The 26,836-nt window shown below is 63.0% G+C and carries 24 protein-coding genes; 15 read left to right on the plus strand and 9 right to left on the minus strand.

The genetic code is table 11. The annotated features are described in order from the left end of the window. The first annotated feature begins 2 nt into the window (after positions 1-2). From dsbI to K7R21_RS18335, 7 genes are all read left to right on the plus strand, one after another. Positions 3-710, plus strand: a complete 708-nt coding sequence (gene dsbI / locus K7R21_RS18305; RefSeq protein ID WP_224984726.1) for a protein-disulfide oxidoreductase DsbI — start codon at positions 3-5, stop codon at positions 708-710. A gap of 58 nt (positions 711-768) precedes the next feature. Beyond that, positions 769-2,649, plus strand: coding sequence for an aryl-sulfate sulfotransferase (locus K7R21_RS18310; RefSeq protein WP_224984727.1), 1,881 nt, complete (start codon positions 769-771; stop codon positions 2,647-2,649). Positions 2,650-2,745: 96 nt separating this feature from the next. Continuing rightward, on the plus strand, positions 2,746-3,252 hold the full coding sequence (locus K7R21_RS18315; protein WP_224984728.1) for a TlpA family protein disulfide reductase: 507 nt from the start codon (positions 2,746-2,748) through the stop codon (positions 3,250-3,252). A gap of 13 nt (positions 3,253-3,265) precedes the next feature. Beyond that, on the plus strand, positions 3,266-4,018 hold the full coding sequence (locus K7R21_RS18320; RefSeq protein ID WP_224984729.1) for a cytochrome c biogenesis CcdA family protein: 753 nt from the start codon (positions 3,266-3,268) through the stop codon (positions 4,016-4,018). Between the two features lie 26 nt (positions 4,019-4,044). Next, positions 4,045-4,482 (plus strand): rhodanese-like domain-containing protein, encoded by a 438-nt coding sequence (locus K7R21_RS18325; protein WP_224984730.1) that lies wholly within the window; start codon positions 4,045-4,047, stop codon positions 4,480-4,482. 34 nt (positions 4,483-4,516) lie between these two features. Next, positions 4,517-5,431 (plus strand): transporter, encoded by a 915-nt coding sequence (locus K7R21_RS18330; RefSeq protein ID WP_224984731.1) that lies wholly within the window; start codon positions 4,517-4,519, stop codon positions 5,429-5,431. A gap of 14 nt (positions 5,432-5,445) precedes the next feature. Next, a complete protein-coding gene (locus K7R21_RS18335; RefSeq protein WP_224984732.1) occupies positions 5,446-5,937 on the plus strand; it encodes a hemerythrin domain-containing protein in 492 nt (163 codons plus the stop codon). Between the two features lie 57 nt (positions 5,938-5,994). Here K7R21_RS18335 and merA read toward each other — a convergent pair whose 3' ends face one another. Next, positions 5,995-7,401, minus strand: a complete 1,407-nt coding sequence (merA, locus tag K7R21_RS18340; RefSeq protein WP_224984733.1) for a mercury(II) reductase — start codon at positions 7,399-7,401, stop codon at positions 5,995-5,997. A 263-nt stretch (positions 7,402-7,664) separates the two neighbouring features. Here merA and glyQ point away from each other — a divergent pair, with 263 nt between their 5' ends. The 7 genes from glyQ (at position 7,665) to K7R21_RS18375 (ending at position 17,711) form a co-directional block, all read left to right on the plus strand. Continuing rightward, positions 7,665-8,540 carry a glycine--tRNA ligase subunit alpha gene (glyQ, locus tag K7R21_RS18345; RefSeq protein ID WP_215906716.1) on the plus strand — a complete coding sequence of 292 codons (876 nt, stop codon included), beginning with the start codon at positions 7,665-7,667 and terminating at the stop codon, positions 8,538-8,540. After that, complete coding sequence (glyS, locus tag K7R21_RS18350; protein ID WP_224984734.1) at positions 8,540-10,603, plus strand: glycine--tRNA ligase subunit beta; 2,064 nt, start codon at positions 8,540-8,542, stop codon at positions 10,601-10,603. Before glyQ ends, glyS begins: the two co-directional genes overlap by 1 nt. A 185-nt stretch (positions 10,604-10,788) precedes the next feature. Then, entirely contained in the window at positions 10,789-13,524 is a 2,736-nt protein-coding gene (gene ppdK / locus K7R21_RS18355) for a pyruvate, phosphate dikinase (RefSeq protein ID WP_224984735.1), read from the plus strand. A 162-nt stretch (positions 13,525-13,686) separates the two neighbouring features. Further along, positions 13,687-13,887: a cold-shock protein gene (locus K7R21_RS18360; protein WP_183345604.1), complete on the plus strand. Its 201-nt coding sequence runs from the start codon at positions 13,687-13,689 to the stop codon at positions 13,885-13,887. Positions 13,888-13,969: 82 nt separating this feature from the next. Then, positions 13,970-14,419 (plus strand): YaaR family protein, encoded by a 450-nt coding sequence (locus tag K7R21_RS18365; RefSeq protein ID WP_224984736.1) that lies wholly within the window; start codon positions 13,970-13,972, stop codon positions 14,417-14,419. A 191-nt stretch (positions 14,420-14,610) separates the two neighbouring features. Beyond that, a complete protein-coding gene (locus tag K7R21_RS18370) occupies positions 14,611-15,441 on the plus strand; it encodes a substrate-binding domain-containing protein (protein WP_224984737.1) in 831 nt (276 codons plus the stop codon). Then, on the plus strand, positions 15,438-17,711 hold the full coding sequence (locus tag K7R21_RS18375; RefSeq protein WP_224984738.1) for a putative bifunctional diguanylate cyclase/phosphodiesterase: 2,274 nt from the start codon (positions 15,438-15,440) through the stop codon (positions 17,709-17,711). Before K7R21_RS18370 ends, K7R21_RS18375 begins: the two co-directional genes overlap by 4 nt. A 227-nt stretch (positions 17,712-17,938) precedes the next feature. Here the strand turns inward: K7R21_RS18375 and K7R21_RS18380 are convergent, their stop codons facing one another. The 6 genes from K7R21_RS18380 to K7R21_RS18405 all read right to left on the minus strand — a co-directional run bounded on the left by K7R21_RS18380 (position 17,939) and on the right by K7R21_RS18405 (position 23,123). After that, positions 17,939-18,595 (minus strand): fumarylacetoacetate hydrolase family protein, encoded by a 657-nt coding sequence (locus K7R21_RS18380; protein ID WP_224984739.1) that lies wholly within the window; start codon positions 18,593-18,595, stop codon positions 17,939-17,941. Positions 18,596-18,606: 11 nt separating this feature from the next. Further along, positions 18,607-19,560 (minus strand): TIGR01212 family radical SAM protein, encoded by a 954-nt coding sequence (locus K7R21_RS18385; RefSeq protein ID WP_224984740.1) that lies wholly within the window; start codon positions 19,558-19,560, stop codon positions 18,607-18,609. Beyond that, complete coding sequence (thiE, locus tag K7R21_RS18390) at positions 19,561-20,220, minus strand: thiamine phosphate synthase (RefSeq protein ID WP_224984741.1); 660 nt, start codon at positions 20,218-20,220, stop codon at positions 19,561-19,563. Beyond that, entirely contained in the window at positions 20,217-20,999 is a 783-nt protein-coding gene (locus K7R21_RS18395) for a thiazole synthase (protein ID WP_224984742.1), read from the minus strand. The genes thiE and K7R21_RS18395 overlap by 4 nt, the downstream gene beginning before the upstream one ends. Positions 21,000-21,102: 103 nt before the next feature. Continuing rightward, positions 21,103-21,312, minus strand: a complete 210-nt coding sequence (thiS, locus tag K7R21_RS18400; RefSeq protein WP_216497315.1) for a sulfur carrier protein ThiS — start codon at positions 21,310-21,312, stop codon at positions 21,103-21,105. Between the two features lie 185 nt (positions 21,313-21,497). Beyond that, entirely contained in the window at positions 21,498-23,123 is a 1,626-nt protein-coding gene (locus K7R21_RS18405) for a sensor histidine kinase (protein WP_224984743.1), read from the minus strand. 326 nt (positions 23,124-23,449) lie between these two features. Here K7R21_RS18405 and K7R21_RS18410 point away from each other — a divergent pair, with 326 nt between their 5' ends. Further along, the gene (locus K7R21_RS18410) at positions 23,450-24,232 is read left to right on the plus strand and encodes an IclR family transcriptional regulator (RefSeq protein WP_183345626.1); all 783 of its coding nucleotides are present in this window, start codon (positions 23,450-23,452) and stop codon (positions 24,230-24,232) included. Positions 24,233-24,309: 77 nt separating this feature from the next. Here K7R21_RS18410 and coaE read toward each other — a convergent pair whose 3' ends face one another. Together coaE and K7R21_RS18420 are read right to left on the minus strand one after the other, a co-directional pair. Beyond that, the gene (gene coaE / locus K7R21_RS18415; RefSeq protein WP_224984744.1) at positions 24,310-24,918 is read right to left on the minus strand and encodes a dephospho-CoA kinase; all 609 of its coding nucleotides are present in this window, start codon (positions 24,916-24,918) and stop codon (positions 24,310-24,312) included. 16 nt (positions 24,919-24,934) lie between these two features. Continuing rightward, positions 24,935-26,605, minus strand: coding sequence for a DUF342 domain-containing protein (locus K7R21_RS18420; protein WP_224984745.1), 1,671 nt, complete (start codon positions 26,603-26,605; stop codon positions 24,935-24,937). Positions 26,606-26,836 lie beyond the last annotated feature (231 nt).

Raw genomic sequence — 26,836 nt, forward strand, 5'->3', positions numbered from 1 at the left:
TCGTGAAACTCTCAGAAATGATCGGCAGCTTCAGGTCGGACCCGGTAGGAACCATCAGCCAGTGGCAGGACAAGCGTTTTCTCTGGATCCTCATGGCGGGGCTCAGCCTGTTCATGGTCATCCTGGCCCACTCCGTGTTCCAGATCTGGCTCTACATGAGACCCTGCGAGCAGTGCGTCTACATAAGGCTCGCCTTCTTCGCCATGGCCTTCGGCGGCATCCTTGCGGCCATCAAGCCCTCGAATCCCGGCCTGAAGATCGTCGGCTACCTGTTCGCCATCTGGGGAAGCTTCAAAGGCGTCCTCTACAGCATCAAACTCAACAAGATCCACCACGCCGCCCACAGCGATGACCTCTTCGGCGTGCAGGGGTGCTCCCCGGAGCCCACCTTCCCGTTCCACCTGCCGCTGGACAAGTGGTCCCCGGAATGGTTCAAGCCGACCGGCGACTGCGGCTACGACAACCCGATCATTCCCGACGGGGCGCAGCTGAGCGCCATGCAGAAGGCCATCACCGACTTCTACTCGGAAGGGTGGTACCTCTGGCCTCCCACCCACTTCATGAACATGGCGCAGTGCACCGTCATCACCTTCGGCGTGATCCTCCTGGCCCTGCTGGTGGCGGCAGCCTGCTGGAGCGTCACCTTGGTGCGCAAGCGCCAAACCGCGGCACACGTAGAAACGTCCAGCTACACCGGCAAGTTGGCATAACGACAATCTCGGCGTGAGGGGCGGCGCGTCCGCCCCGGACAACAAAAAGGAGAACAGTATGAACTGTCGAAAAGCAGCAGCAGTGAAAACCGGAAGAATGGCGCGACTTGTCTTGTGTTCGGCAATGCTGGGAGCTGCAATCCCGACCATGGCTTTCGCCATCGGTGGCGCGAGCGGCCCGCATGTCGACTACCAGGTCCAGGGGAAACTGGGCGAGGTCATCATGAACCCCTATGACCTGGCGCCCCTGACCGCGATCATCAAAAACGGCGGCTACGTCCTCAAGGACGTCACGGTGCGCATCGTCCCCAAGGCGGACGGGCAGGAAATCAAATACCACGTCGCCAACAAGCATCTGCTGACCCACGGCGGCATCCCGGTCTTCGGTCTTTATGCGGACTACGTCAACACGGTCGAAGTCGAGTACTCCAAGCTTTTCAACGGCAAGTGGGAGCAGGCCAAGGAAAGCTACACCCTCTACGCCCCTCCGGTGTATTCCGAGCCGAACGCCACCAAGACGCTGAAGGCCGCCCTCTTCTCCGGGGCTAACGTCAAAAAGGTCGACAAGAAGTTCGGCGACCGACTTTATTTTGTGAACAACTTCCTGCACAAGGCGGGCAAAGGGACCAGGGCGGTCTGGAACAACCCGACCGGCGGCGCCCTTGAGTGGAACTACTACCCGCAGAACTTCATCGTCGACACCAAGGGCGAAGTCCGCTGGTACATGAAAGCCGACAGCATCTACGACCTGAAGTCGATCTACAACGCAGGCGTCATGATGGGCTTCAAGCAGAACAACGACGGCGCCATGAGTTGGGGCTTCGGCCAGCGCTACGTGAAGTACGACATCATGGGCAAGGAAGTCTTCAACCGCGAGCTTCCCGCCGGTTACAACGACTTCTCCCACTCCATGGACAACTCCCCCAACGGCAACTACTTCCTCCGCGTGGCGAGCTCCAACCTTAAGCGTGCCGACGGCAGAAACGTCCGCACCGTGCGCGACGTGATCATCGAGGTCGAGCCTTCCACTGGCTTCGTCAAGGACGAGTGGCGCCTCTTCGACATCCTCGACCCGTATCGCGACGTCAACATGAAGGTGCTCGACCAGGGCGCTGTCTGCCTCAACATCGATGCCAGCAAGGCAGGTCACACCATGACCGCCGAGGAACTCGCCAAGCAGGACGCGAGCGACAAGTTCGGCGACATCGTCGGCGTCGGACCGGGTCGCAACTGGGCGCACGTGAACAGCGTCGACCACGATGCCGAGGACGATTCCATCATCATCAGCTCCCGCCACCAGTCGGCGGTCGTCAAGATCGGCCGTGACAAGCAGGTGAAGTGGATCCTGGGAAGCCCCGAAGGTTGGAAGAAAGAATACCTGGGCAAGTTCCTGACCCCGGTTGATGCCAAAGGGAACAAGATCGTATGCGAGGCCGGCGGCTCCAAGTGCCCCGGTTACGAAAACGACGAGGGCGGTTTCGACTGGACCTGGACGCAGCACACCGCGTTCAAGATCGACAGCAAGTCCAAGGGTGACATCATCTACGTAAGCGTCTTCGACAACGGCGACAGCCGCGGCATGGAGCAGCCCGCCCTGCCGAGCATGAAGTACTCCCGCGCCGTCATCTACAAGATCGACCAGAAGAAGATGACCGTCGAGCAGATCTGGGAGTTCGGCAAAGAACGCGGCAACGGCTGGTACAGCCCGGTAACCTCGCTCACCGAATACCAGGCCGACAAGGACTCCGTGTTCGTCTACTCGGCGACCGCCGGCGCCGATTTCGACATCACCACCGGCGCGTTCAAGACCGACCCGAACCCGTACATCATGGAGTTCAACTACGGCGAGAAAGAACCGGCGGTCGAGATACAGCTGAAGGACACCACTGGCTACCAGGCCATGCCGTTCAGCGTGGATAAAGCCTTCACCAACAAGTAACCATCCTGCAAAAACGCCTCAGGCTGAAGATCTCCTTCAGCCTGAGGCACCATACCATTCCACCGCACTGGAAACCGCATCAGAGAGGTCGTCACCATGAAACGATTGGTCCGCTACATCTGCGCCTGCCTTATGACCCTGACGGTGCTTACCGTGTCAGCACCGGGCCAAGCCCAGGATGACGTCGCTCCGATCCGGATCGGCGCGCCCGCCCCGGACTTCAGGCTCCCCGGACTCGCGGGCGAAGGCAAAAGCCTTGCCCAGTACCGCGGCAAGATCGTCCTCGTGAACTTCTGGGCTTCCTGGTGCCCCTACTGCCGCGACGAGATGCCATCCATGGACCGGCTGGTCAAGGCCTTCCCCAAGGGGGACCTCGTCATCCTCGCGGTCAACGTCGAGAAAAAAGTGCCGGAAAGGTTCCGCAAGCTCCCCTTCGCCTTCGATTTCCTCAGCGACGCGAACGGTTTCGTGCAGCAGCGCTACGGGGCGAGCCGCCTGCCCGACACCTTCATTGTCGACCGCAAGGGAGTGCTGCGGCAACGGGTGACCGGCGGGATCCCGTGGGATTCCGCCCAGGTCGTAAGCTACCTGAAGTCGCTGTAGAGGGGGGATAGCAATGACCTTTTTTGGCTCGGACATCACCTTCTGGATCGCATTCTCGGCGGGCTTTCTCTCCTTCTTTTCTCCCTGTGTGCTGCCGCTGATCCCCTCCTACATCACCTACATAACGGGACTCTCCTTCGGGCAGTTGCAGGAAGCCCATCCGGCACGGAAGGTGCGCCTGACCGTCCTCATCCACTCGGTCACCTTCGTGCTCGGCTTCTCCGCGGTCTTCGTCGGCATGGGGGCCCTCGCCGGGCTCGCCTCCTCCACCTTCCAGTCGGTCATGAAGGACGGACTTACCTGGCTGCAGCGCGCCGGCGGGCTGCTGATCTTCCTCTTCGGGGTCCACATGTCCGGGCTGTTCCATTTCGGGCTCCTGCTCGGGGACAAAAGGATCCAGGTGCACAACAAACCGGGCGGCCTTGCCGGCACCTTCCTCGTCGGGATCGCCTTCGCCGCCGGCTGGACCCCGTGCATCGGCCCGATCCTCGGCGCCATCCTCGCCATGGCCGCCGGCACGTCCGGTTCGGCCGGCAAAAGCATGTTCCTTCTCGGGAGCTACGCAGCGGGGCTAGGGATTCCGTTCATCGTCTCGGGCCTTCTCTTCCACGGTTTTCTCGATTTCTTCAAACGTTTCAGGGTTCATATCAGGAAGATGGAGTTCTTCACCGGTCTGCTGCTCATGGTCGTGGGGATCCTGCTCTTCTTCGGCCTCTTCAACACCATGAGCACCGTGCTCTACCAGTTGCTTCCGGCCGGCGCCTGAATCCATCCGCAAAAAGGCATATCACCATGAGAATACTGATCCTTACCGTCTCGTTTCTGATCCTCAGCAGTCTGGCCGCCCCGGCCGCCAGCCAGGTCCGCTACGCCCCCCTGACGCCCGAGCTCGTTTCGTCAGGAGTGAAAATCATCGACATCCGCACGGAAAAAGAGTGGCGGGAAACCGGTGTCGTGAAGGGCGCCCTCGGCCTCACCTTTTTCCGCGAGGACAAGACGTACGATGCCGACGCCTTTCTGGCGAAGCTGAAGCGATACGTCACATCGAACGAAAGGATCGCCATCATCTGCAGGACAGGCAATCGTTCGGACAAGGTCAGTCGGTACCTCGCGCAGCACGGCTTCACCTCCGTTACCAATGTCGATGGCGGGGTGACCAGGGCGAAAGAGGCAGGCATCAGGCTGGTGCCTTATCCGCAGGACAATGTCTCATTCACCGCGATTCGGTAAGCAACCGACGCGACACAGATCAAAGGAGCAAGCCATGAAATTCAGCAAGCGTATCCTCCCGCTTTCCCTCGCGGCACTTTGCACCTGCGCGGGCCTTTCCTGGGGTGCCGATACCCCTGCCGCCCCCCAGCCCTTCGGCCCCACCATCTCCGCCTTCGGTCCTGGCGGTACCGGTTTCCCGGTGGGAAAACTTGGTGTCCTTCTGAACTATCAATACTGCGCGACCGACGGCGTCCGTAACGGGGGGAGCGAAGTAAACGAAAATGTCAGGCTGTCGAAGAATGTCGGGGTGGTGAAATTGCGCTACGGCATCATTGAGGGGCTCGACGTTCGCACTGCGACCCCCATCTACGATGTTTACAAAAAGAACAAGGTGACTGGAACAGGAGAGCATCTCGGGTGGATCGGCGATACGGCGATCGCACTGCACAAGGTGCTCTTGAACCAGGCGAAGGGCGCACCGTTTGACCTGGCGGTGGACGTCGGCCTCGTGGTACCGACGACGGATGTCAGCAGCAAGAGCGTCGACTTCGTCGGCAACGGTGCGTGGGGCACCGGCGGCGCCGTCGGCCTCACCTATTCGACAGGCTCGCACCGCATCGACCAGGAGGTTCATGTCTACACCTTCACGGAAGGCGCTCACGACTACCGTAAGCCTACCTACGTGCGGAGTACGACCGCCTGGGGCTACGCGGTGAACAATTACTTCGACATGGGGGCGGAATCCCAGTTTGACTGGAACGGCAAGAGCGAGAAGAACGGCACGAGCCAGGGCGATTCGAAGAACGAATGGTATGCGGGGCCCAAGATGGCCTTCAAGTACCGGCCGGCTGGGTTCGCGGCAGGCTTGGCGGCCATGTTCCCGATGGCGCGGTGGTACGAGGCGAATACCCCCTCCGAGGGGTTCCGGATCGAGTTGAAGCTGAGCAAGACCTTCGACCTATTGTAGAGGGGTACCTGGTGATGGCGTCGCGCATCGGTGGGCAAATGGTGACGGTAAGCGTGAACGAACAGGATTGGCCGCAGCGCCAGGATCTGGAGTGCGGACACGACAGCAGGTACGTGAAGGTCGTGGCCGTGCTGGACCGTCTGCTCACCGACACCGACCATGGCCAGATGCAAAAAGTCGGAAAGGGGCTCCAGCATCTTCTTGCCAACACCCTTGACCTAGCCGAGTCGGAAAACAGGGCTATGCGCGAGATCGGATACCCTGAGTGGGTGGAGCACGAACAGGATCATCATCTGCTTTGCACGACCATCGCCAGCCTTTGCTGGCGATGGTCCCGTTCTCGCCACAGCCTGGATGCCCTGCGCGAGTTGCGTGATCTTGTGCTCCGTCACCTCAGCACCCATGACCACTCGTTTGAGCAGTACCTGCGCGGCAACGGCACTGCCAGTGGCCGTCGGCTACGCGGTGCCATGGCATCCTGCGTGGTTATCTCGGCACCGGCGTGAGCGAAGCGGGTTAGCGGATGTGCCATTGCTTCGACGTGGTACATCGCAGATGCGGAGTTACTCGGCGCAGCAGGAGAGTTGGGTCAGGTCGCGGTTGAAGGCCTGGGCGCACAGGCGCAGTCCCTCGCCCATGGACGGGTAGACGTGCAGGGTGTCGGCGAGCTCCGTGACGGTCATGCGGCAGCGGATGGCGAGGGCCGCCTCGTTGATGATGTCGGCGCCGCGATGCAGGCAGACGTGGACGCCGAGGATGCGGTCGGTGACGCGGTCGGCGACGATCTTCACCGCGCCGTCCAGCGCGCCGGTGACGTGAGCCTTGGGGATGGCGGAGGCGGGAATGCACTGGCACTCCACGTCGAAGCCGGCCTGCCGGGCCGCTTCCTCGCCGTATCCCACCATGGCCACCTCGGGGTCGGTGAAGATGGCCATGGGGAGGCTCTGGTAATCAAGCTCGCAGTGGCATCCCGCCTCCAGCATATTGTCCACCGCGGCGATCCCCTCGCGCGCCCCAACCGTTGCGATCTGCATACCGCCGGTAACGTCGCCGGCCGCCCAGATACCCGGCGCCGAGGTGCGCATCTCGCCGTCCACCTTGATGAAGCCGCGCGGGTCCAACTCCACCCCGGCCTGCTCAAGGCCGATCCCCTCGGTGGCCGGGGCGGTTCCCACAGCCAGCAGCAGCTGCTGGGAGCAGAACTCACGCGGCTCGCCGTCAATCAGCGCCTCGACCCGGACTCCTGCCCCGTCGCGTGCCACCGAGCAAACGGCAGCACCCACCACCACCCTAATACCTTCTGCCTCCAGCACGCGCTGCAGCGCCAGCGCCGGTTCCGGTTCCACAGCCGGAAGCACACGGGGGCCGTTCTCCAGGATAGTAACCGGGACCCCGAGCCGGTGGAACATCTGCCCCAGCTCCAGCGCAATGACGCCGCCGCCGATGACGGTGAGCGACTGCGGCAGGGTCTTCAACAGGAGGGCGCTCTTGCTGGTCAGGTGCGGAGTGTGCTCAAGCCCAGGGATCTTCGGGACGCGCGGGTGTCCGCCCGTGGCGATCAGGATGTGGTCGCTTTCGATGACCTGGTCTTCCACCTGCACCTTGCCCGGCGCGATGAAGACCGCCTTCCCCTTGATCAGTGAAAGTTCAGGGAGCTGCGCCAGCACGTCCAGGTATTTCTTCTGTCTGAGTTCCTGTACCACCGCGAACTTGTGCCCGTCCAAAGTGGTGTAGTCGACGCCGTCGCGCCTGACCCCGAGCCCCAGCCGCTCACCCAGTTCGGCCTCGTGCCGGAACAGGGCGCAGTGGATCAGGGTCTTGGACGGGATGCAGCCCCAGTTGATGCAGGTTCCCCCAAGGACGCTCCGCTCGATCATGATGGACCGCGCACCTCGCTCCTTGGCCCGCAAGGCCGCTGCGAAGGCGGTGGAACCCGATCCTAATATGACGATCTCCCCTGTCGTACTCATGTGAATCACCCCTTCGCTAAGTTTACCGTTCCAAGGGCGGCCGGTAAACAGAAGAATATACCGCTTTTTTCCCCACCCGGGGTCCGGTGCCTCTCCCGGGAGTCCCCGCCGCACGCCGGTTTTTCCCGTTTTTGCGGGTGATATTCCTTGACAGCGCCGTGTGCGCTGTTGTAATCTGGCGAGCCTAACTGTTTGGATACAGTAAACTTTTTTATTCAGAAAGCTGCACCACTTGAAATAACGATTTGATCGGAGGCGGCGTGTTGACATTTCAGGATCTGATCCTCTCCCTGCAGGGGTATTGGGCGGGACAGGGGTGCGTAATCCAGCAACCCTATGATACGGAAAAAGGGGCGGGTACCTTCAACCCGGCCACCTTCCTGCGCGTGCTCGGGCCCGAGCCGTGGAAAGTGGCCTACGTAGAGCCCTCGCGGCGTCCCACCGACGGGCGCTACGGCGAGAACCCGAACCGCCTGCAGCACTACTACCAGTTCCAGGTGATCATGAAGCCCTCGCCCATGAACATCCTGGACCTCTACCTCGACTCCCTGCGCGCTTTCGGCATCGACCCGAACAAGCACGACATCCGCTTCGTCGAGGACGACTGGGAATCCCCGACTCTGGGCGCCTGGGGCCTTGGCTGGGAAGTCTGGCTGGACGGCATGGAGATCACCCAGTTTACCTACTTTCAGCAGGCGGGCGGCATCGACCTGAAACCGATCTCCTCCGAGATCACCTACGGCTGCGAGCGGATCGCCATGTACCTGCAGGGCGTGGACAACGTCTACGACCTGGAGTGGGTCAAGGGGGTCAAGTACGGCGACATCCACCACGAGAGCGAGGTCGAGTTCTCCACCTACAACTTCGAGGAGGCTGACGTCGACATGCTGCTCTCCCTCTTCAAGATGTACGAGAAGGAGTGTGTCCGCCTGGTCGAGAAGGGGCTGGTGCTTCCGGCCTACGACTACGTCATGAAATGCTCCCATACCTTCAACCTCCTGGACGCCCGCGGCGCCATCTCGGTCACCGAGCGCGCCTCCTACATCGGCAAGGTGAGGAACGTGGCACGCCTGTGCGCGGAAGGATACCTGCAGATGCGCGAGCGGCTCGGCTTCCCGCTCCTGAAAGGAGGTCGCTAATGGCTAAGGATCTTTTCCTTGAGATAGGTTGCGAGGAGATTCCGGCCGGCTTCGTCCCCAAGGCGATGGCCGACATGGAAGCCCTCATGAAGCGTGAGCTGGAGACGGCCCGCATCGAGTTCGCCGAGATCACCACCCTGGGTACCCCGCGCCGCCTGGTGCTGGCGGTGAAGGGTATCGCCGAGCGCCAGCCCGACGCGGAACTGACCGCCATGGGGCCGGCCAAAAGCGCCGCCTACGATGCCGACGGCAACCCGACCAAGGCCGCCCAGGGCTTCGCCCGCGGCCAGGGCGTGGACGTCGCCGACCTGAAGGTCGTGATGACCCCCAAGGGCGAGTACCTCGCCGCGGTGAAGAGCGAGGTCGGCCGCGACACCGCCGAACTCCTCCCCGAGATGCTGCCGCGCCTGATCGGCAACATCCCCTTCAAGAAGTCCATGCGCTGGGCCGACTTCGACGTCCGCTTCGCCCGCCCCATCCACTGGATCGTGGCGCTCTACGGCGGCACCGTGGTTCCCTTCGCCTTCGGTAACATCGAAAGCGGCTCCGCCTCGCGCGGCCACCGCTTCATGGCCAACACCACCTTCCCGGTGCGCGACCTGGCCCACTACCTGGAGGAGTGCGAGCGCCACTTCGTGATCCCGGATCCCGAGAAGAGAAAGGCCATCATCCGCCAGGAGATCGACCGGGTGGCCCGCCAGGCCAAGGGGAACGTGCTCCCCGACGAGGCGCTCCTCGAGCAGGTCTCCTTCCTGGTGGAGTACCCCTCCGCGGTGCACGGCACCTTCTCCCCGGACTTCCTGGTGGTACCGCGCGAGGTGCTCATCACCTCCATGCGTGAGCACCAGCGCTACTTCTCGCTGGTCGACGACCAGGGCAAACTGCTCCCGGGTTTCATCACCATCAACAACACCCTGACCGAGGACCCGCAGGTGGTGGTGAAGGGGAACGAGCGCGTGCTCCGTGCCCGCCTCTCCGACGCCCGCTTCTTCTTCGACGAGGACCACAAGGTGAAGCTCGAGTCCCGCGTCGAGAGCCTGAAGAGTGTGGTCTACCAGGCGAAGCTCGGTACCTCCTACGAGAAGATGGAGCGCTTCCGCGAACTGGCCAAGGGACTGGCACAGCGCCACAACCCGGCAGTCGCCGACAAGGCCGCCCGTGCCGCCACGCTGTGCAAGGCGGACCTCGTCTCCGGCATGGTGGGCGAGTTCCCCGAGGTCCAGGGGATCATGGGGCGCGAGTACGCCCTGCATGACGGCGAGGACGCGGCGGTCGCCAACGCCATCGCCGAGCACTACATGCCGACCCAGGCCGGTGGCGAACTCCCTGCTTCCGACATAGGCGCCTTCGTGTCGCTGGCGGACAAGACCGACACCATCTGCGGCTGCTTCAGCGTGGGGCTCATCCCCACCGGCTCCGCCGACCCCTACGCCCTGCGCCGCTCGGCCCTGGGCATCATCAACATCATCCTCGACAAGAAGTACCACGAGCCGCTCTCCGGGCTGATCAAGGCGTCCCTGGACCTCTTGGCCGGCAAGGCGACCCGCCCCGTGGAGCAGGTCTATCAGGACGTGCTCGACTTCTTCCGCGGCCGTTTCGTGAACCTGATGGCGGACCGCTACCCGTCCGACGTTGTGGACGCCGTGGTCTCCGTTTCCTTCGACGACCTGGTCGAGGCGGCCGCCAAGATCCAGGCGCTCGCGGAGTTCAGGAAGCGTGACGACTTCGCAGCACTTGCCGGCGCTTTCAAGCGCGTCGGCAACATCGTCAAGGAAGGGGTGGACACGCCGGTAGCGGCAAGCCTGTTCCAGGAGCCGGCCGAAGGGGCACTCTACGAGGCGCAACAGCAGGTGAAGCAGAAGGTTGACGCGGCCCTTGCCGGCGCCGACTACCTTGCCGCCCTCACCGAGATCGCGACGCTCAAGCCTGCCGTCGACCAGTTCTTCGACAAGGTCATGGTCATGGCGGAAGATGAGAAGGTGCGCCAGAACCGCCTGGCGCTTTTGACCTCGATCGCGCGCCTCTTCGGAAGCCTCGCCGACTTCGCGAGGTTGTCAGCATGAAACGACTGCGACAGCTGAACCCGGGATGCAGCACCCTGGAACAGGCCGCCGCGGCGAAACCCAGCAAAATCTGACGCTCACGTAAACAGCCGACCGGGTGCAACTCCCGGCGGCTGTTTGCCTTTTTCGGTTTATGTGTATACTTTAAGCTCCAAATTTATTAACAACGTCTAAGGAGGGTGCACATGGGAACGCAGTACGTCTACTTTTTTGGCGCGGGCAAGGCTGACGGCAACGCCAAGATGAAGGAACTTCTGGGTGGTAAGGGGGCCAACCTCGCCGAAATGACCGCCATCGGTCTTCCGGTTCCGGCCGGCTTCACCATCACCACGGAAGTCTGCACGGAGTACTACAAGAACAACCAGCAGTACCCCGCCGCGCTGGCCGCCGAGGTTGAGGCGAACCTGGCCCGCGTCGAGGGGCTCATGGGCAAGAAGTTCGGCGACGCCAAAAACCCCCTCCTGGTCTCGGTCCGCTCCGGCGCCCGCGCCTCCATGCCGGGCATGATGGACACCATCCTCAACCTGGGCCTGAACGACACCACGGTGGAGGGTATCATCGCCCAGTCCGGCGACGAGCGCTTCGCCTACGACGCCTACCGCCGCTTCGTGCAGATGTACTCCGACGTGGTCATGGGGATGCACAAGGACGAGCTGGAGCACCTCCTGGAGCGTAAGAAAGAGGCCCGCGGCGTGCACCTCGACACCGACCTCAAGGCGTCCGACTGGAAGGAGCTCGTCGGCGAGTTCAAGGCGAAGATCAAGGCCACCTTGGGCGTCGACTTCCCCGAGGACCCGAAAGAGCAGCTTTGGGGCGCCATCGGCGCTGTGTTCGGCTCCTGGATGAACCAGCGCGCCATCACCTACAGAAAACTCAACAACATCCCGGCCGAGTGGGGCACCGCGGTCAACGTGCAGTCCATGGTGTTCGGCAACATGGGTGACGACTGCGCCACCGGCGTCGCCTTCACCCGCGACCCCTCCACCGGCGAGAACTACTTCTACGGCGAGTACCTGGTCAATGCCCAGGGCGAGGACGTCGTGGCCGGCATCCGCACCCCGCAGCCGATCAACCGCGCCAAGTACAAGCCGGGCGACCTCCCATCCATGGAGGAGGTGCTCCCCGAGTGCTACCAGCAACTGGTGCAGATCCGCGAGATCCTGGAGCGCCACTACAAGGATATGCAGGACATCGAGTTCACCATCGAGAAGGGCATCCTCTACATGCTGCAGTGCAGAAGCGGCAAGAGGACCGCAAAGGCGGCCCTGAAGATCGCCGTGGACATGGTGGCGGAGAAGCTGATCGACGAGAAGACCGCCGTGCTGCGCGTGGCGCCGAACCAGCTCGACCAGCTGCTGCACCCCTCCCTCGACCCCAAGGCACCCAAGACCGTGATCGCCAAGGGCCTCCCGGCCTCCCCGGGTGCCGCTTCCGGCGAAGTGGTCTTCACCGCTGACGAGGCGGAGAGCGCAGCGAAGCTCGGCCACAAGGTCATCCTGGTGCGCGTCGAAACTTCCCCTGAGGACATCCACGGCATGCACGCCGCCCAGGGCATCCTCACCGCCCGCGGCGGCATGACCTCGCACGCGGCGGTGGTTGCCCGTGGCATGGGCAAGTGCTGCGTGGCCGGCTGCGGCGACATCAAGGTCGACTACCACGGCGGCCAGTTCGTGGCCAAGGACGGCACCGTGATCAAGAAGGGTGACGTCATCACCCTGGACGGCTCCACCGGCGAAGTGATGAAGGGCGCCGTCCCCATGGTCGCGGCCGGCGTGGGCGGCGACTTCGCCACCGTCATGGGCTGGGTGGACAAGTTCCGCAGGATGAAGGTGCGCGCCAACGCCGACACCCCGCACGACGCCAAGACCGCCCGCGACTTCGGCGCCGAGGGTATCGGCCTGTGCCGTACCGAGCACATGTTCTTCGAGGCGGACCGCATCGCTGCGGTACGCGAGATGATCCTTTCCGCCGACCTCGAGGGTAGGAAGAAGGCGCTCGCCAAGATCCTCCCCATGCAGAAGGGCGACTTCAAGGGGCTCTTCCGCGAGATGAAGGGGCTGCCGGTCACCATTCGCCTCCTCGACCCGCCGCTGCACGAGTTCCTCCCCCAGGAGGACAAGGACATCGAGGCCCTCTCCGCCACCATGGGTGTCTCGGTGCAGACCCTGAAGCACAAGGTGGAATTCCTGCACGAGTTCAACCCGATGCTCGGCCACCGCGGCTGCCGTCTCGGCGTTACCTTCCCCGAGATCTACGACATGCAGGTCCAGGCCATCATGGAGGCCGCCTGCGAGCTGGTCAAGGATGAAGGGTTCCAGATCGTCCCCGAGATCATGATCCCGCTGGTCGCGGTCACCAAGGAGCTCGCCATCATGCGCGCCAACGCGGTCGCCGTGTGCGAGGAAACCCAGAAGCGCTATGGCGTCAAGGTCGACTACCTGATCGGCACCATGATCGAGCTGCCGCGCGCCGCCATCACCGCGGACAGCATCGCCACCGAGGCCGATTTCTTCTCCTTCGGCACCAACGACCTGACCCAGACCACCTTCGGCCTGTCCCGCGACGACGCCGGCAAGTTCCTCCCCTTCTACGTGGAGAACGGCATCCTCGAGGACGACCCGTTCGTCACCCTGGACCAAAACGGCGTCGGCGCCCTGGTAAGGATGGGGTGCGAGAAGGGGCGCGCAACCCGCCCCAACATCAAGCTCGGCATCTGCGGCGAGCACGGCGGCGACCCGGCCTCGGTCATCTTCTGCGACTCGGTCGGGCTCGACTACGTTTCCTGCTCCCCATTCCGGGTGCCCATCGCGCGCCTGGCTGCCGCACACGCCACGCTCAACGCGCAGGCGGCCGCACAGGCCAAGGGTGCCGCGGCGGGAAAGCAAAGTGACGCCTTGCAGCAGCCCGTGGCCAGCGCTTAGTCCGGCAGGCGGCACGGCAGAGGCGTCGCAAGGCAGCCGGAGAAGCCTTGACACGCTTAATGTAAACGTGTAATAGCGAATAACGCGTCTAACGACGCCAAGAGGGGCGGCCGGGACACCGGCCGCCCTGATCAGACAACGAGCAGTACAGGAGAAAAAGCAATGGCAAACGGTGTGGTGAAATGGTTCAACGACGCTAAGGGGTTTGGCTTCATCGAGCAGGAGAACGGCGCGGACGTCTTCGTGCACTTCTCCGCCATCCAGGGGGACGGCTTCAAGTCCCTGGCCGAGGGAGACTCGGTAAGCTTTGACGTGGTCCAGGGTGCCAAGGGCCCGCAGGCCGCCAACGTGGTCAAGAACTAACTTCCGTTCCGAGCCTTGATCCGGCCCCGAATCCGTTCGGGGCCTTTTTAGTTCCGCCCCAAAAGGGCGACGGTGCCAGCGCATGCGTATCAACGAAAAGTCGGATTCCCTCAGCATAGCCAAGAAGGAGAAGGGGACGGCTCCCAAGAGCGTCGCCGGTACCAGCGCACCCCTCTTTGCCGGCCGGCTCGCCGCCATCGCCAAGTCGAGCACCGAGTACGAAGGCGAGCTGCAGCGCTTAAAGGATGAGATCGACAAGGCGGGGGACGTGCTGGAGCAGGAACCGACCATCGCCAACTTCAAGGTCTTCCGCGAGCTGATCGGCACCATGGCCAGGAAGGTCTCCGCCGAGGCCTACCGCATCGAGATGCTGAGCGGCGGGGTAACCGGGCGCAGCCACGAGGTGATCTCCGTCATCGACAAGGAAGCCGATCTCCTCTACCACCTGGTGATGCGGGAGCAGAAAGATCACATCCGCATCGTGGCCCAGATCATCAAGATCAAGGGGCTGGTGGTCGACTTCCTGCTCTAGCTCCCTCCTGGTTGCTTCCCCCGTAGTACCAACCTCCCTCCTGTAGCCCGCCCCCTTCGCTTTTACCGATAACGTGCTTGAGATCACATCCAAAAAACCGATAAAGTAGTAGGGTTAACGGTGGCCGTTTCGCCACCTCCTTGTTCCCCGCGCAGGTTCCCCTTTTCGATTGATTTGACAGGAGCACAACCATGGCATCTTTCGTCAAGGCAGCATTTGTCGTCATGGCCGTCCTTGCCACGCTTGCTTCCCCCCCGAGTTCTTCCGCAGCGGAAACGATCAGGATCAACGGCACCGGGGCAGGCCTTGTGGTTGTTAAACCGCTGGCGGCAGCGTTTCAGAAGGAGAACCGCGGCATCGTCATCGAAATGGAGAAGAGCCTCGGGAGTTCCGCAGCGATCAAGGCGTTATCCCGCAACGCGCTGGATCTCGCCATCTCCGGCCGGCCGCTGAAGCCTGCAGAAATCGCCGAGGGGCTGGTCCAGCAGCAGTGGGGACAGGCTCCTTTTGCAGTGCTCGCCAATCGCCACGTTCGGGCAAGCGGTGTGAACCTCCACGAACTGGCGGCGATGTATGCCGGTAGCAACGCCAAGTGGCCCGGCGGAGAGACGGTCCGGGTGGTGCTGCGCCCCAACGAGGACGTCGACACCAAGCTGACCCGCGCCATGTCGCTGGAGATGGACCGGGGAGTCAGCGCCGCGCAGGCCCGGAAGGACATGCTGGTCGGCATCACGGATAACGAGGGGTTCGAACTCGTCAAAAAGACGGAAGGGGCTGTGGCTGTCATGTCGCTGTCGCTGGCACTGTTCGAGCCCAACTCAGTCAACGTCCTGAAGTTGGACGGCGTGCAGCCCAGCGTCGCAACCCTCGCTTCGGGCAAATACCGTTTCGTCAAGGAGATGCAGTTGGTGACCCGGAAGGACGCCCCTGCAGCGGTTGCCAAGTTCATCAAGTTTTTGGAGTCCAAGAAAGGACGGGCACTTTCCGCTAAATACGGTCTGCTCGTCACCGGGGCGAAATGATCAGACACAGTCAGTCCATACGCCGCAGCACTACCCTGACCGCGGGTATTCTCGCCACGGTGCTGACCGTGGTGCCAGCCGCGATCTACTTCGTGATGGCTTTCTCGCACATGACGGGAGTCATCGAAACGGAGGGGGAGATCAACGCCCGCGTGGTGGGGGCGCTGGTGGTGGCGAACCCGAAGATGTGGGAGTTCGAGGAGCTGCGCCTGAAGGAGCTGTTGTCGCGCCGCTCCACGGACACCGCTGAAAAGCGGGTCCTGTACAACCTGAAGGGGCAGGTAATTGCCGAGAGTTTGGACAAGGTGTTGCCGCCGCTTCTTTCCCGATCTTTCCCCGTGCACGATGCCGGACACAGGGTGGCCAACCTGGTGGTGTCACGGTCGCTGGCCCCGACCCTCATGGTGACCGCGCTGCTCTTCTGCCTGGGGGCTCTCGCCGCGGGCTTTGCCTTTTTTCGGCTGCGTACTGTGCCACTGCGGGCCGTCGAGAGTGCCTATCGCAGCCTCAAACAAAGTGAGGAGAAGTACCGCTCGGTGTACGAGTCCCTCAACGAGGGGCTGGCGCTATTCCGGAGCGTCCCCGTCAGCGACACCGAAACCGACCTGGTTCTGATGGACATCAACCCGGCCGCGGTCTCCGTCTTCGGTTTCGAACGGGACGACATTGGCAAGGGCATCCTGGACCTGCAAGGGGGGCTTTTCGCGCCGGTGCGGGAGGCGCTCCAGGGGACACCGGCCGAGGTGATCCTGGAACTGGCCCAGGAAGCTGCAGGGCGGGTCTTCATCGTGAACGCATTCCCCATGGGGGACGGGATGGTGGCGACCCTCCTGGAGGACGTCACCGAGAAGAAGCGCAGCGCAGAACAGCTGGAGAACCTTGCCTACTACGACAGCCTGACCGGGCTGTTGAACCGGCGCATGCTGCTGGACCGGATGGAGCATACCATCGGCAGTGCCCAACGCGACGGGATCAAGATGGCGACGCTCTTCTTCGACCTGAATGGCTTCAAGCCGATCAACGATACCATGGGGCATGAAGCGGGAGACCAGATCCTCATCGAGGTGGCCCGGCGCCTGAAGAGTTCGGTGCGCAAGAAGGACACCCTGGCAAGGCTTGGTGGGGACGAATTCGTGGTGGTGGCGACCCTGGACACCGAGGACAACGCCAGTTGCATCGCTCAAAACCTGCTCAGGAAGCTCAACCCGGTTTACGAGGTCGGCGGCCGCGAGGTCTACGTGGGGGCCAGCATCGGCATCTCGGTCTACCCCGGCGACGGCACCACGCCCGAGACACTGCTCAAGAACGCTGACATTGCCATGTACAACGCCAAGAAGCCGGGCGTCGAATTCTGCTTCTACAGCGCCCAGATGAACCAGAAGCTGCAAGAGCGGACGCGGCTCGAGTCGGACCTCTGGAGGGCGCTGGAGCGGGAGGAGTTCTTCCTGGAATACCAGCCCATCATGGATGCCCGCACCGGCAGGGTCGCCGCGGTGGAGGCGCTGGTGCGCTGGATGAGCCCGGAAAGAGGGCGGGTGATGCCGGATTCCTTCATCCCGCTCGCGGAGGCCACCGGCATCATCGTACCGCTGGGAGAGTGGGTGCTGAAGACCGCCTGCACCAAGCTGCGGCAGTGGCTCGATGCAGGGTGCCTGCCGATCAGGATGTCGGTCAACGTCTCGGGGTGTCACTTCATGCGCAGCGAGCTGTGCCGGATGGTTGAGGAGGCGGCGGAGCAAAGCGGCGTGGACCTCGCCCTGCTCGAGCTGGAACTCACCGAGACCTGCCTGATCAAGGACGTCGAGGAGACGGCTGCAAAGCTCTGGCACCTGAAGGGACTCAACGTTTCCATCGGCATCGATGATTTCGGCACCGGTTATTCGTCACTGCAGTACCTGAAGAACTTCCCTATCGACCACCTGAAGATCGACCGCGCCTTCATAAAGAATGTCTGCGACCTCCCCGACCAGCGCGCCATCGTGGACGCCATCATCGGCATCGCTAAGGCGATGGAACTGCACGTGATCGCCGAGGGGGTGGAGACCCTAGACCAGGCGGAGTACCTGGCGCACCGGGGATGCGACGAGTTGCAGGGGTACTATTATCACCGCCCGCTCTCCGAGGAGCGGCTGCTCGAGGTGCTGCGCGAGGAGCGGGAGCGGCTTCAGCTGGTACCCGATACTGCCGGGGTAGGCGAGGCGGGAGTAAGGGAGACACACACGGGCGACGCGGCGGGCGACGGGGCGCCCGTGCCGGTGCAGCCGGTCTGAAACGGCCGGAGGGTAAACGGAAAAAGGGGGCTCGCTTGAGCCCCCTTTCTTTTTAACTGCAGCCGCACCCTTTGGAGTTGTCTCCGCTCAGGGGCAGTTTCTTGCCACACTTCTGGCACCGCCAGAAGAGGCCACCTCAGCCGGGCATCAGGATCATGAGCCCCTGGCAATCGGGGCAGCTTTTCTCGTTGGCCATATGCAAACCTCCTTTGTTGGGTAAAACCTCGCTAGCGGACCGATACGGCAATGCTCCCCACCCCGGCGATCTCGGCGACCACCCGGTCGCCGCTCGTGATCGGCCCGACCCCGGCGGGCGTGCCGGTCAGCACCAGGTCACCAGGCTCCAGCGTGAAGATGGAGGAGAGGTAGCTTAACAGTTCGGGGATGCGGTGGATCATGAGGTCCGTCCCGCCGTCCTGGCGCTTCTCGCCGTTCACCGTGAGCGTGATGCGCAGCTGGTGCGGGTCGGCCACCTGGGTTGCCGGGACGAACGGGGAGAGTGGGCAGGCGGTGTCGAACCCCTTGGCGATGTCCCAGGGGAGCCCCTTCTTCTTGAGCTCTGCCTGCACGTCTCTCAGGGTCAGATCGATGGCGACGCCGTAGCCAGCCAGGTAGGAGAGGGCGTCGGCGGCGGGAATGTCGCGTCCCTCCCTGCCGATCAGAAGCGCCAGCTCCGCCTCGTGGTGGCAATCGCTGGAGTAGGAGGGAATCACGATCTCCTCTCCCGCGCCGATCACGCTGGTGGCGGGCTTGGTGAAGATCACCGGGCGCTCCGGGGTCTCGTTGCCCAGCTCCTTGATGTGGTCGGCGTAGTTGCGCCCGATGCAGAGGATCTTGCCGATCCTTACCGGCTCCGCAGAGCCGAGCAATTGTGCCGTCTTCATGGTTCTCCTCTTCAGGCCGCCCTGACCTCGCTGGCAAGCCGGCATCCCTGCCAACTGCCGCGCCTTCTCAGCTCGTTGATCACGGCGTACCACATCTGGTTGTTTTTCAGGTTCCAATTGGGGGCGACCCGGATGGCAAGGGGAGCAGAACCGTACAGTCGCTGTACGGTGACCCGTGCCGGGAGCTCCTCCAGGAAATCGCAGGCAGTGGCCACGTACTCGTCGATGCCGATCGGCTGCCAGCTCCCGTCCCGGTACATCTCGGCGAGCAGCGTGTTCTCAACGGCGTGCAGCTGGTGCAGTTTCACGGAATTGACCGGGAGCGAGGCGATCAGGCGGGCGGTCTTCAGGAAGCCGCTCCTGGTCTCGCCGGGGAAACCGTAGATCAGGTGGGTGCAGATCTCGAGCCCCCGTCCGGAGAGCCGCTCAACCGCGTCAAGGTACTCGGCAAGGGTGTGGCCGCGGTTGATCCGGGTCAGGATGGCGTCGTCCATGGACTGCAGGCCGAGCTCCACGCAGACGTAGTGCTCGCGGGCCAGTTCGGTGAGCAGGTCGATGGCGGCGGGGGAGAGCGAGTCGGGGCGGGTGCCGACCGAGATCCCCAGCACGTCGGGGTGCGCGAGGGCTCGCCGGTACAGGTCGGCGAGCTTCTCCACCGGGCCGTAGGTGTTGGTGTACTTCTGGAAGTAGACGATGAACTTCTCGCTCCCCAGCCGTTCGCGGTGGTAGGTCATCCCCGCGGCCATTTGCTCCTCGACCGGGATCAGGGCCTGGGTCTCCTTGGGGGAAAAGGAACTGTTGTCGCAGTAGATGCACCCGCCGGTGCCGCGGCTACCGTCGCGGTTGGGGCAGGTGAAGCCGCCGTCGACGTTCACCTTGCTGACCCGGCAGCCGAAGCGGCGCCTGAGGTACGAGCCGTAGGAGTTGATGCGCAGTTCGCTATGGATCGGTTCGCCGACGGTCATCTAGACGTTGTGCTCCTCGAGCGGGGGAAGCATGGTCAAAAGCCCTTTCGCGGCCTCGCGCGGCTCCGGTGCGGAGAGGATGGCAGAGATGAGGGCGATGCCGCGCACGTCGCCGGCGACCGCCTCGGCGCAGTTGTCCATGTTCACCCCCCCCAGGGCAAACACCGGGATCTGCAGCATCTGCGCTACCTTGTTCAGCTTCTCGACCCCCACCGGTTCGCCGTACTCGGCCTTGCTGGGGGTGTAGTAGACCGGGCCGAAGGTGATGAAGTCGGCCCCCATCTCCTGTGCGGTGATGGCCTGGGTCTGGTTGTGGCAGGAGACTCCGATCAGCTTGCGCTCGCCCAGGAGCCTTCTGACCTTGTACAGCGGCAGGCTGGTGCTGCCGATGTGCACGCCGTCGGCGTCGACTGCGAGTGCCACGTCCACGCGGTCGTTGATGAACAGCTTGGCGCCGTAGCGGGAGGTGAGGCGGCGCAGTTCCTGTGCCGTCTCGTAGAGTTCCTTGGTGCTGGCCCCCTTGTCCCTCAATTGCACGGCGCGCACGCCCCCCCTCAGGGCCTCCTCGACCACGAACTCCAGGTTACGCCCGAGGGTCTCGCTACGCCCGGTGATCAGGTAGAGGTTGAAGTCAATCCAGAGGGAGTCGAGTCCTTTCACGCGATCAGCCCCGCCAGCGGCGACGAGGCGGTGGCGTAGAGCTTCCTCGGGATGCGCCCGGCGCGGTAGGCGAGCCTGCCGGCCCGGACCGCCAGGTTCATCGCCTCGGCCATGGCGACCGGGTCCTGGGCACCAGCGATGGCTGTATTCATGAGCACGCCGTCGCAGCCAAGCTCCATGGCGATGGCCGCGTCGGAAGCGGTGCCCACGCCGGCATCGACGATGACCGGGACCTTGACCGTCTCCAGGATGATCTGGATGTTGTACGGGTTACGGATGCCCAGGCCGGAGCCGATGGGCGCCCCCAGAGGCATCACCGCGGCGCATCCCATGTCCTCCAGCTTCTTGCAGATGATCGGGTCGTCGCTGGTGTAGGGGAGCACGGTGAACCCTTCCGCGATGAGCACCTTGGCCGCCTTGAGCAGTTCCTCGTTGTTGGGGAAGAGCGTCTTCTCGTCCCCGAGCACCTCGAGTTTCACGAAATCGGAGAGCCCCGCCTCGCGGGCGAGCCGGCACGTACGGATGGCGTCGTCGGCGGTGTAGCAGCCGGCGGTGTTGGGTAGCAAGGTGTATTTCTTCAGGTCGATGTGGTCCAGGAGGGATTCCTTGGTCCGGTCCGAGATGTTGACCCTTCTCACCGCGACGGTGATGATCTGGGCGCCGGAAACCTCGATGGCGCGCACCATCTGCTGGAAATCGGCGTACTTGCCGGTCCCCACCATGAGGCGGGAGTCGAATTCGCGTCCTGCGATGACGAGCTTGTCATTTGTCAAAGGCATCACTGTTCTCCAATCGGTAGCGTCTTGTCAGGTGGTCGGCTCGGCCCGTTGCGGCGGGACCTGGGGGGAGCTGGAGATGGGCGGGCGGTTTTTCGCGGTGCGTCTAGCCGCGGCCGGCGCCCCCTCCTACGAAATGGACGATCTCCAGGGCATCCCCTTCCTTGAGCAGGGTGGTCTCGTACTGTGCCTTAGGGAGGATGTCCAGGTTCAGCTCGACGGCAACGCGGCGCGGGTCGATGCCGAGAGAGACCAGGTACTGCTGAACCGTGAGGGGATCGATCGATACGGCTTCGCCGTTGGTGGTGATGTTCACTGCTGCTCCGGTATTGCATGACGTTGGGGCTGGCCGGGTCAGTCGCGGCTCGAGCCGGGCGTAACCCGACCGTAAACTAACAATACGGCCCCCCTCTGTCAATCGTTTTCTTCCGCGCAGTTAAGCTCGGTGCGGGGCGCCGGGAGGGTGAGGGGGGAGGGCAAAAGCTGGGTTTGTATACGGCTTCAGCTGCTTACCGGTCCGGCCGGTAGTCGGGGCGTTGCCGGCTCCGGGGGGGCGGGGGCGGGGAGGTCCGCTTCGGGCATCGGGAACAGGATAGTGAAGGTGGTTCCGGTACCCTCCTGGCTTTGAACCTCGATGCGTCCGCCGTGCTCCTGGATGATGCCGTAGGAGACGGAGAGCCCGAGACCGGTTCCCTTGTTGGATTTGGTGGTGAAGAAGGGGTCGAAGATCCGGTCGAGGTTGGCCTCGGGGATGCCGCAGCCGTTGTCGCTGATCTTGACGAAGGCCTGCCCCTGCACCGGGTCCACGCCGGTCACCACCATGACCATTCCCTCGCCGCGCAGGGCGTGCCCCGCGTTGACCAGCATGTTCACCAGGACCTGCTCAATCTGGTTCGGGTCGAGCAACAATGACGGGATGCGCCCCGAGTAGTTGCGGGTGATGGTGACGTCCTGGAACAGGATCTGGTGCCGGACCAATTCGAGCGCTGCGTCGGAGATGTCGTTGAGCGAGCAGGGGGACTTCTGCGGCGGCGCGCAGCGGGCGAACTCCAAGAGGCCCTTGACGATTCCGGCGCAGCGCTTGGTTTCCCTGAGCACGGTTTCGATGTCGTTTTTGAGAACCGGATCGAGCTTGGGGTTGCTCTGGATCAGGGAGGCGAACACCAGGATGCCGGTCAAGGGGTTGTTGATCTCGTGGGCGATGCCGGCCACCAGTTCCCCCAGCGAGGCCAGTTTCTCCGAGCGGATCAGCTGTGCCTGCATCCGGGTGATCTCCTGGGTTCTTTGCTGAACGATCAGCTCCAGGTCGCGCCCCCACCTCTCCAGATCCTCCCGGGCCTTCTTCAGGTTCACGGTCATGGCGTTGAAAGAATCCGCCAGCTCCCCCAGTTCGTCGTGGGCGAAGCTGTTCACCAGGCCGTCCAGTTCACCGCGGGAGAGCATCTGGGTATGCTCCAGCAGTTCCCGTACCGGGCGGTTCACCAGCTTTTGGGTGAAATAGGTGAGGCTGAGCGAGGTGAGGGTGATCAGGAGCAGGGTAAGGAGCAGCACCCGGCCCCTGTAGGCGTCCAGCAGGGAGTGCATCCGGTCCAGCGGCACCACGACGTCGAGCACGCCGAGAACCTTGAATTTCTCCGGGTGGAAGTGGCAGCTCGCCGTGTAGCAGCTCTCTTCGTTGTAGATGGCGTTGGTGATGCCGAGGAACTCGGCGCCGGACTTGCCGTAGAAGCGGCGGCTGCGGTTCTTTGAGGAGGCGGTCAGGAGCAGTTGCGGCCCGCCGTGGCAGACGGAGCAGACCTCGGAGTGTTTGCCGAGCACGGTGCCGGTCTCCGAGTCGTCGGTGGAGTAGATGATGCGCCCGGTCTTGTTGATGAGGCGGATGCGCTCCACCCCCTGCTGGCTGCCGATCTCCTCGATGGTCTTGTAGAACAGGGGGCGGTCGTCCCGCAGCATCTGGTTATGGGTGGTGCGGATGATGGTCTCGGTGATGCGGTCGGCCTCTGAGATGGCCTCCTGCAGCAAGAGCCCCTTGAGGCTTCTCAGGTTCAGGTAGGCGAACAGGGCCATGGTGCACAAAAGCACCAGCCCGGTGGCCAGGGCAAGCTTGGAAATCAGGTTGAGGCGCACGGTGGCTCTCCGCCGATTTGCCGGCGCCGATGCCCGGGCGCCAGACCGTCAAGATCGCATTGCTGCGAACGTCTTGTTGCTTGACATTTCTAGAACATAATTCTATATTTTGCGTGTATGACACTATCCGGAGCCGCATCCTGCCGACTTTACCAGTGGAAGCTGTTTTACCGCTCCCTCTGCGGTACGGTTTTGGAACGGCAACGGTAGGGCGAGTTTAAACACATTAAAAGCGATTATCAAGCGATTAATTTTCTTGACACGGCTTGTCAAATGGCCTAGTTAATATTGTTTGAAATTTTTCCTGATATTTATAGGTGCAGCCAATGGCGAAAAAAGAGAAATCTGAGTACATCATTCAGGCCGTCTCCCATGCACTCGACCTCCTGGAGCAGTTCCACGACGAGGTGGACGAACTGGGTGTGACCGAGCTGAGCAAGAGGTTGAAGCTTCACAAGAACAACGTTTTCCGCCTCCTGGCTACCCTGGAGTCGCGCAACTACATAGAGCAGAACAAGGTAACGGAAAACTACCGCCTGGGGCTCAAGACCCTGGAACTCGGGCAGACCTTCATTAAGCAGATGGGCCTGCTGCGCCAGTCCCGCCCGGTGCTCGAGGCGCTGGTCAAGGAGTGCAACGAGACCACCTACGTCGCCATCCTCAAGGAATTCCACATCGTCTACCTGGACGTGGTGGAGACCGACCTGACCGTCAGGGTCGTGCCCCGCGTGGGTGCCCGCCTCCCGGCCTACTGCACCGCCGCCGGCAAGGTCCAGATCGCCTACATGACCGATGAGGAGTTGGAGAACTACCTCCCTACCAAGGAGATGAAGCGCTACACCCCGAAGACCGTCACCGACCGCGAGGAGCTCAAGAAGCACCTCAAGGTGATCGCCGAGCAGGGCTACGCCATCGACGACGAGGAGATGGATGTCGGCGTGAAATGCGTGGGCGCCCCGATCCGGGACTACACCCGCCGCATCATCGGCGCGGTGAGCATCTCCGGCCCCTCGATGCGCTTCACCGACGAGAGGCTCGAGAAGGAGTTGATCCCGCTGGTGATCCGCTCCGGCGAGGAGATCTCCCACAAGCTTGGCTACCACAAATAGCAATTAAAGAAGGCCCCCGCCGCAAGCGGGGGCCTTTTTCGTTGCAGCTCTTTCTCTAGTTCTTCCTACCCCCCGGTTCACCCCTCCGCCCGGTTGGCTATCTCCTCGCGCCACAGCTTGCGCACCTGCGCCTCCAGTTCCTCTTTGCTGCCGCGGTTGTCGATGACCACCTTGCCCAGCTTCTTCTTTTCCTCCATGGGCATCTGCGAGGCGATGCGCGACAGCGCCGCCTCCCGGGAGAGGCCGTCGCGCGCCATCAGCCGCTGCAGCTGGGTCTCTCGGTCCAGGTAGACCACCCACACCTCGTGCACCCGCGAGGTGATCCCCGCCTCGAAGAGCAGAGGCGCCACGTAAAAGGCGGTGCCGGTGCCGGCCGCCCTGAGCCGCTCCAGTTTCTCTTCCGCCCGCTTCTTGATGGCGGGGTGGGTGATCCCCTCCAGGGTGCGGCGGGCAGCGGGATCGGCGAACACGATCTCGCCAAGGGCGGCGCGGTTCAGGGTGCCGTCCGGGTTCAGTACCTTCTCCCCGAAATTCGCCACGATCTGCGCCAGGGTCTCCTCGCCCGGCTGCACCACCTCCCGCGCCAACTGGTCGGCGTCGATCACCGCCGCTCCCAGCTCTTCGAAGAGGTGTGCCGCGCTGGTCTTGCCCGATGCGATCCCGCCGGTGAGTCCTATGATGCGCATGCCGCTCCTTTGTCCTTCAATATGCGATCCCCTCCTCGCCCAAGGTGAAGGTCGGGTTGGTCAGGTCCTCTTCGACGAGAAGGGTGCTGGAGCCGATCCTGATCTGCGCGCCGAGGAAAGCGTCGCGCTCCACCTCGACCCGGGCCTGCGCATTGATCTCCATTCTCTTTTGCAGGCGCTTCTTCTCACCGGTCAACTCGGCCAGCTCTCCCTGGCACTTGGTATAGATGCGCTGTTTCAGGTTCAAGAGCCCGGCGTCCATGCTGCAGGGGTTCTCCTTAACGTAGGCGAGCGTCTTGGTGAGTTCGTCCAGCTGGCGCTGCTTGTCGGCCAGGTTTTCCTGCACCAACTCAAGTTTGCGGTTCAGGGCAGGATCGACGCCCACCTCGATCACGGTGGGGACGCCGGCGTGGGAGCCGATCACCACGGCGTGCACCAGGGAAACGGCGCGGCAGACCCCGCCGATGATGTGCCCCTTCCGTCCCCCTTTCTCGCCGACCACGATGCTCCCGCCGGAGGTGAGGTCGCTCTGCATGGCGAGTTCCTTAATAACGACGTCGCCGCCGGCGCTGATGGCGGCGTTCTCGGCGAACTGCACCGTCACGGTCCCACCCGCCTCCAGCTGAGCCATCTCCTGGCGACTCACCATCTTGCCCGGCTGGGTGGCATGGCCATGGCCGATCACGCCCCCCTGGATCACGATATTGCCCCCCGCCTTGACCCGGGCTGCTTCCACCACCCCGCCCACCGTGATGTCCTCGGTAGCGGTGACCTCCATCCCCTCGCTGACGTCGCCGGCGATCTCAAGGGATCCCTTGAAATGGAGATTGCCGGTGGAGAGGTCGACGCGTTTCAGTTTGAAGACGGGATCCACGTTGACGCCGCGCGGCACAATCACCGGGTAGCCGGAGATGGCGGCGACCAAGAGGTCGCAATCCGTCAGGTCACAGGCGATGCCGGTCAGATTGTCCGCAAAGGGGAGATCGACCCCATCCGTGGTGGGAAGCTCAACCCCGAGCAGGTTCACCCCCGGGACGCCGGTGGTGGGGTGGGTGCGCCGCAAGAGTGGATCGCCCAGGCTCACGCTGACGATGTCGCCCAGGTTTCGGTAGTCGGCAGTGTCGTCATCGGAGAGCTGGGGCACCTGGGTCGTCATCTCGGGGATCAGGCTGATGAACTGGCTGTCCTCGCCCGGTACCGGAGGAGTGCCCTGGGCGACCACCACCTTGCTGGCCTCACCGGCGGCAAGGGCCGTGTCGATCTCGTCATAGAGGATGCCGCAGACGACACCGGCCCGGGAAAGCGCCTGTTCCACCTCCTCCCGGGTAATGCGCTGCCCACCAAAGGCGGGCTGGATGGTGATGGTGGCAGTCATCATGTCGTCGGAAAGTTGCAGGGCGAGGGTGGCGTCGCGCCGTTCGCCGATCTGCAGGGTGAAGCTTACCGGGGAGACGGCGCAGCGCGCCAGCACCTGCTCCAGAGCGTCCTGGGAGATGAACAGCTCCCCGTACCCGAGCGCCTCGATCGCCTCGCGCAGCTGCGCGGCATCCAGGGCACGCCGCTCGGTGACCGGGGTGTATTGCGCCTGCAGGGACTTCTGGTCCGGGCTCAATTGCAGCTTGAGGCCGGTGCCGTCAAGAATGTCGGTCTCCATGACCCCCTCCGGTGACGCCCACAGGGCCTTCATGGGCGCTTCCAGATTAAGTATCGGCGTCTCCAGCAAAAAGTTGAAGATTCTTTAAGGGGACGCGCCGCGCCTTGGTGGGCGATGTTAGGGCCTATCGCGGACAAAAACAACCATTAATTGCAGCTATGCGAAGGGGCGCCCGGCGCCGCGGTCGGCGCTTGTCGTATACGCCCTACCACAGCGATAATCCGTATGATTTTTCGCTTGATTAGAGCCGAGTGATGTGGTAAA

The organism is Geomonas agri, from assembly GCF_020179605.1.
In the GTDB taxonomy this organism is placed as follows: domain Bacteria; phylum Desulfobacterota; class Desulfuromonadia; order Geobacterales; family Geobacteraceae; genus Geomonas; species Geomonas agri.

Coding starts and splice junctions, on each gene's coding strand:
- K7R21_RS18310 (WP_224984727.1), top strand. CDS start 769: ATGAACTGTCGAAAAGCAGCAGCAGTGAAAACCGGAAGAATGGCGCGA.
- K7R21_RS18315 (WP_224984728.1), top strand. CDS start 2,746: ATGAAACGATTGGTCCGCTACATCTGCGCCTGCCTTATGACCCTGACG.
- K7R21_RS18320 (WP_224984729.1), top strand. CDS start 3,266: ATGACCTTTTTTGGCTCGGACATCACCTTCTGGATCGCATTCTCGGCG.
- K7R21_RS18325 (WP_224984730.1), top strand. CDS start 4,045: ATGAGAATACTGATCCTTACCGTCTCGTTTCTGATCCTCAGCAGTCTG.
- K7R21_RS18330 (WP_224984731.1), top strand. CDS start 4,517: ATGAAATTCAGCAAGCGTATCCTCCCGCTTTCCCTCGCGGCACTTTGC.
- K7R21_RS18335 (WP_224984732.1), top strand. CDS start 5,446: ATGGCGTCGCGCATCGGTGGGCAAATGGTGACGGTAAGCGTGAACGAA.
- merA (WP_224984733.1), bottom strand. CDS start 7,401: ATGAGTACGACAGGGGAGATCGTCATATTAGGATCGGGTTCCACCGCC.
- glyS (WP_224984734.1), top strand. CDS start 8,540: ATGGCTAAGGATCTTTTCCTTGAGATAGGTTGCGAGGAGATTCCGGCC.
- ppdK (WP_224984735.1), top strand. CDS start 10,789: ATGGGAACGCAGTACGTCTACTTTTTTGGCGCGGGCAAGGCTGACGGC.
- K7R21_RS18360 (WP_183345604.1), top strand. CDS start 13,687: ATGGCAAACGGTGTGGTGAAATGGTTCAACGACGCTAAGGGGTTTGGC.
- K7R21_RS18365 (WP_224984736.1), top strand. CDS start 13,970: ATGCGTATCAACGAAAAGTCGGATTCCCTCAGCATAGCCAAGAAGGAG.
- K7R21_RS18370 (WP_224984737.1), top strand. CDS start 14,611: ATGGCATCTTTCGTCAAGGCAGCATTTGTCGTCATGGCCGTCCTTGCC.
- K7R21_RS18375 (WP_224984738.1), top strand. CDS start 15,438: ATGATCAGACACAGTCAGTCCATACGCCGCAGCACTACCCTGACCGCG.
- K7R21_RS18380 (WP_224984739.1), bottom strand. CDS start 18,595: ATGAAGACGGCACAATTGCTCGGCTCTGCGGAGCCGGTAAGGATCGGC.
- K7R21_RS18385 (WP_224984740.1), bottom strand. CDS start 19,560: ATGACCGTCGGCGAACCGATCCATAGCGAACTGCGCATCAACTCCTAC.
- K7R21_RS18395 (WP_224984742.1), bottom strand. CDS start 20,999: ATGCCTTTGACAAATGACAAGCTCGTCATCGCAGGACGCGAATTCGAC.
- K7R21_RS18410 (WP_183345626.1), top strand. CDS start 23,450: ATGGCGAAAAAAGAGAAATCTGAGTACATCATTCAGGCCGTCTCCCAT.
- coaE (WP_224984744.1), bottom strand. CDS start 24,918: ATGCGCATCATAGGACTCACCGGCGGGATCGCATCGGGCAAGACCAGC.
- K7R21_RS18420 (WP_224984745.1), bottom strand. CDS start 26,605: ATGAAGGCCCTGTGGGCGTCACCGGAGGGGGTCATGGAGACCGACATT.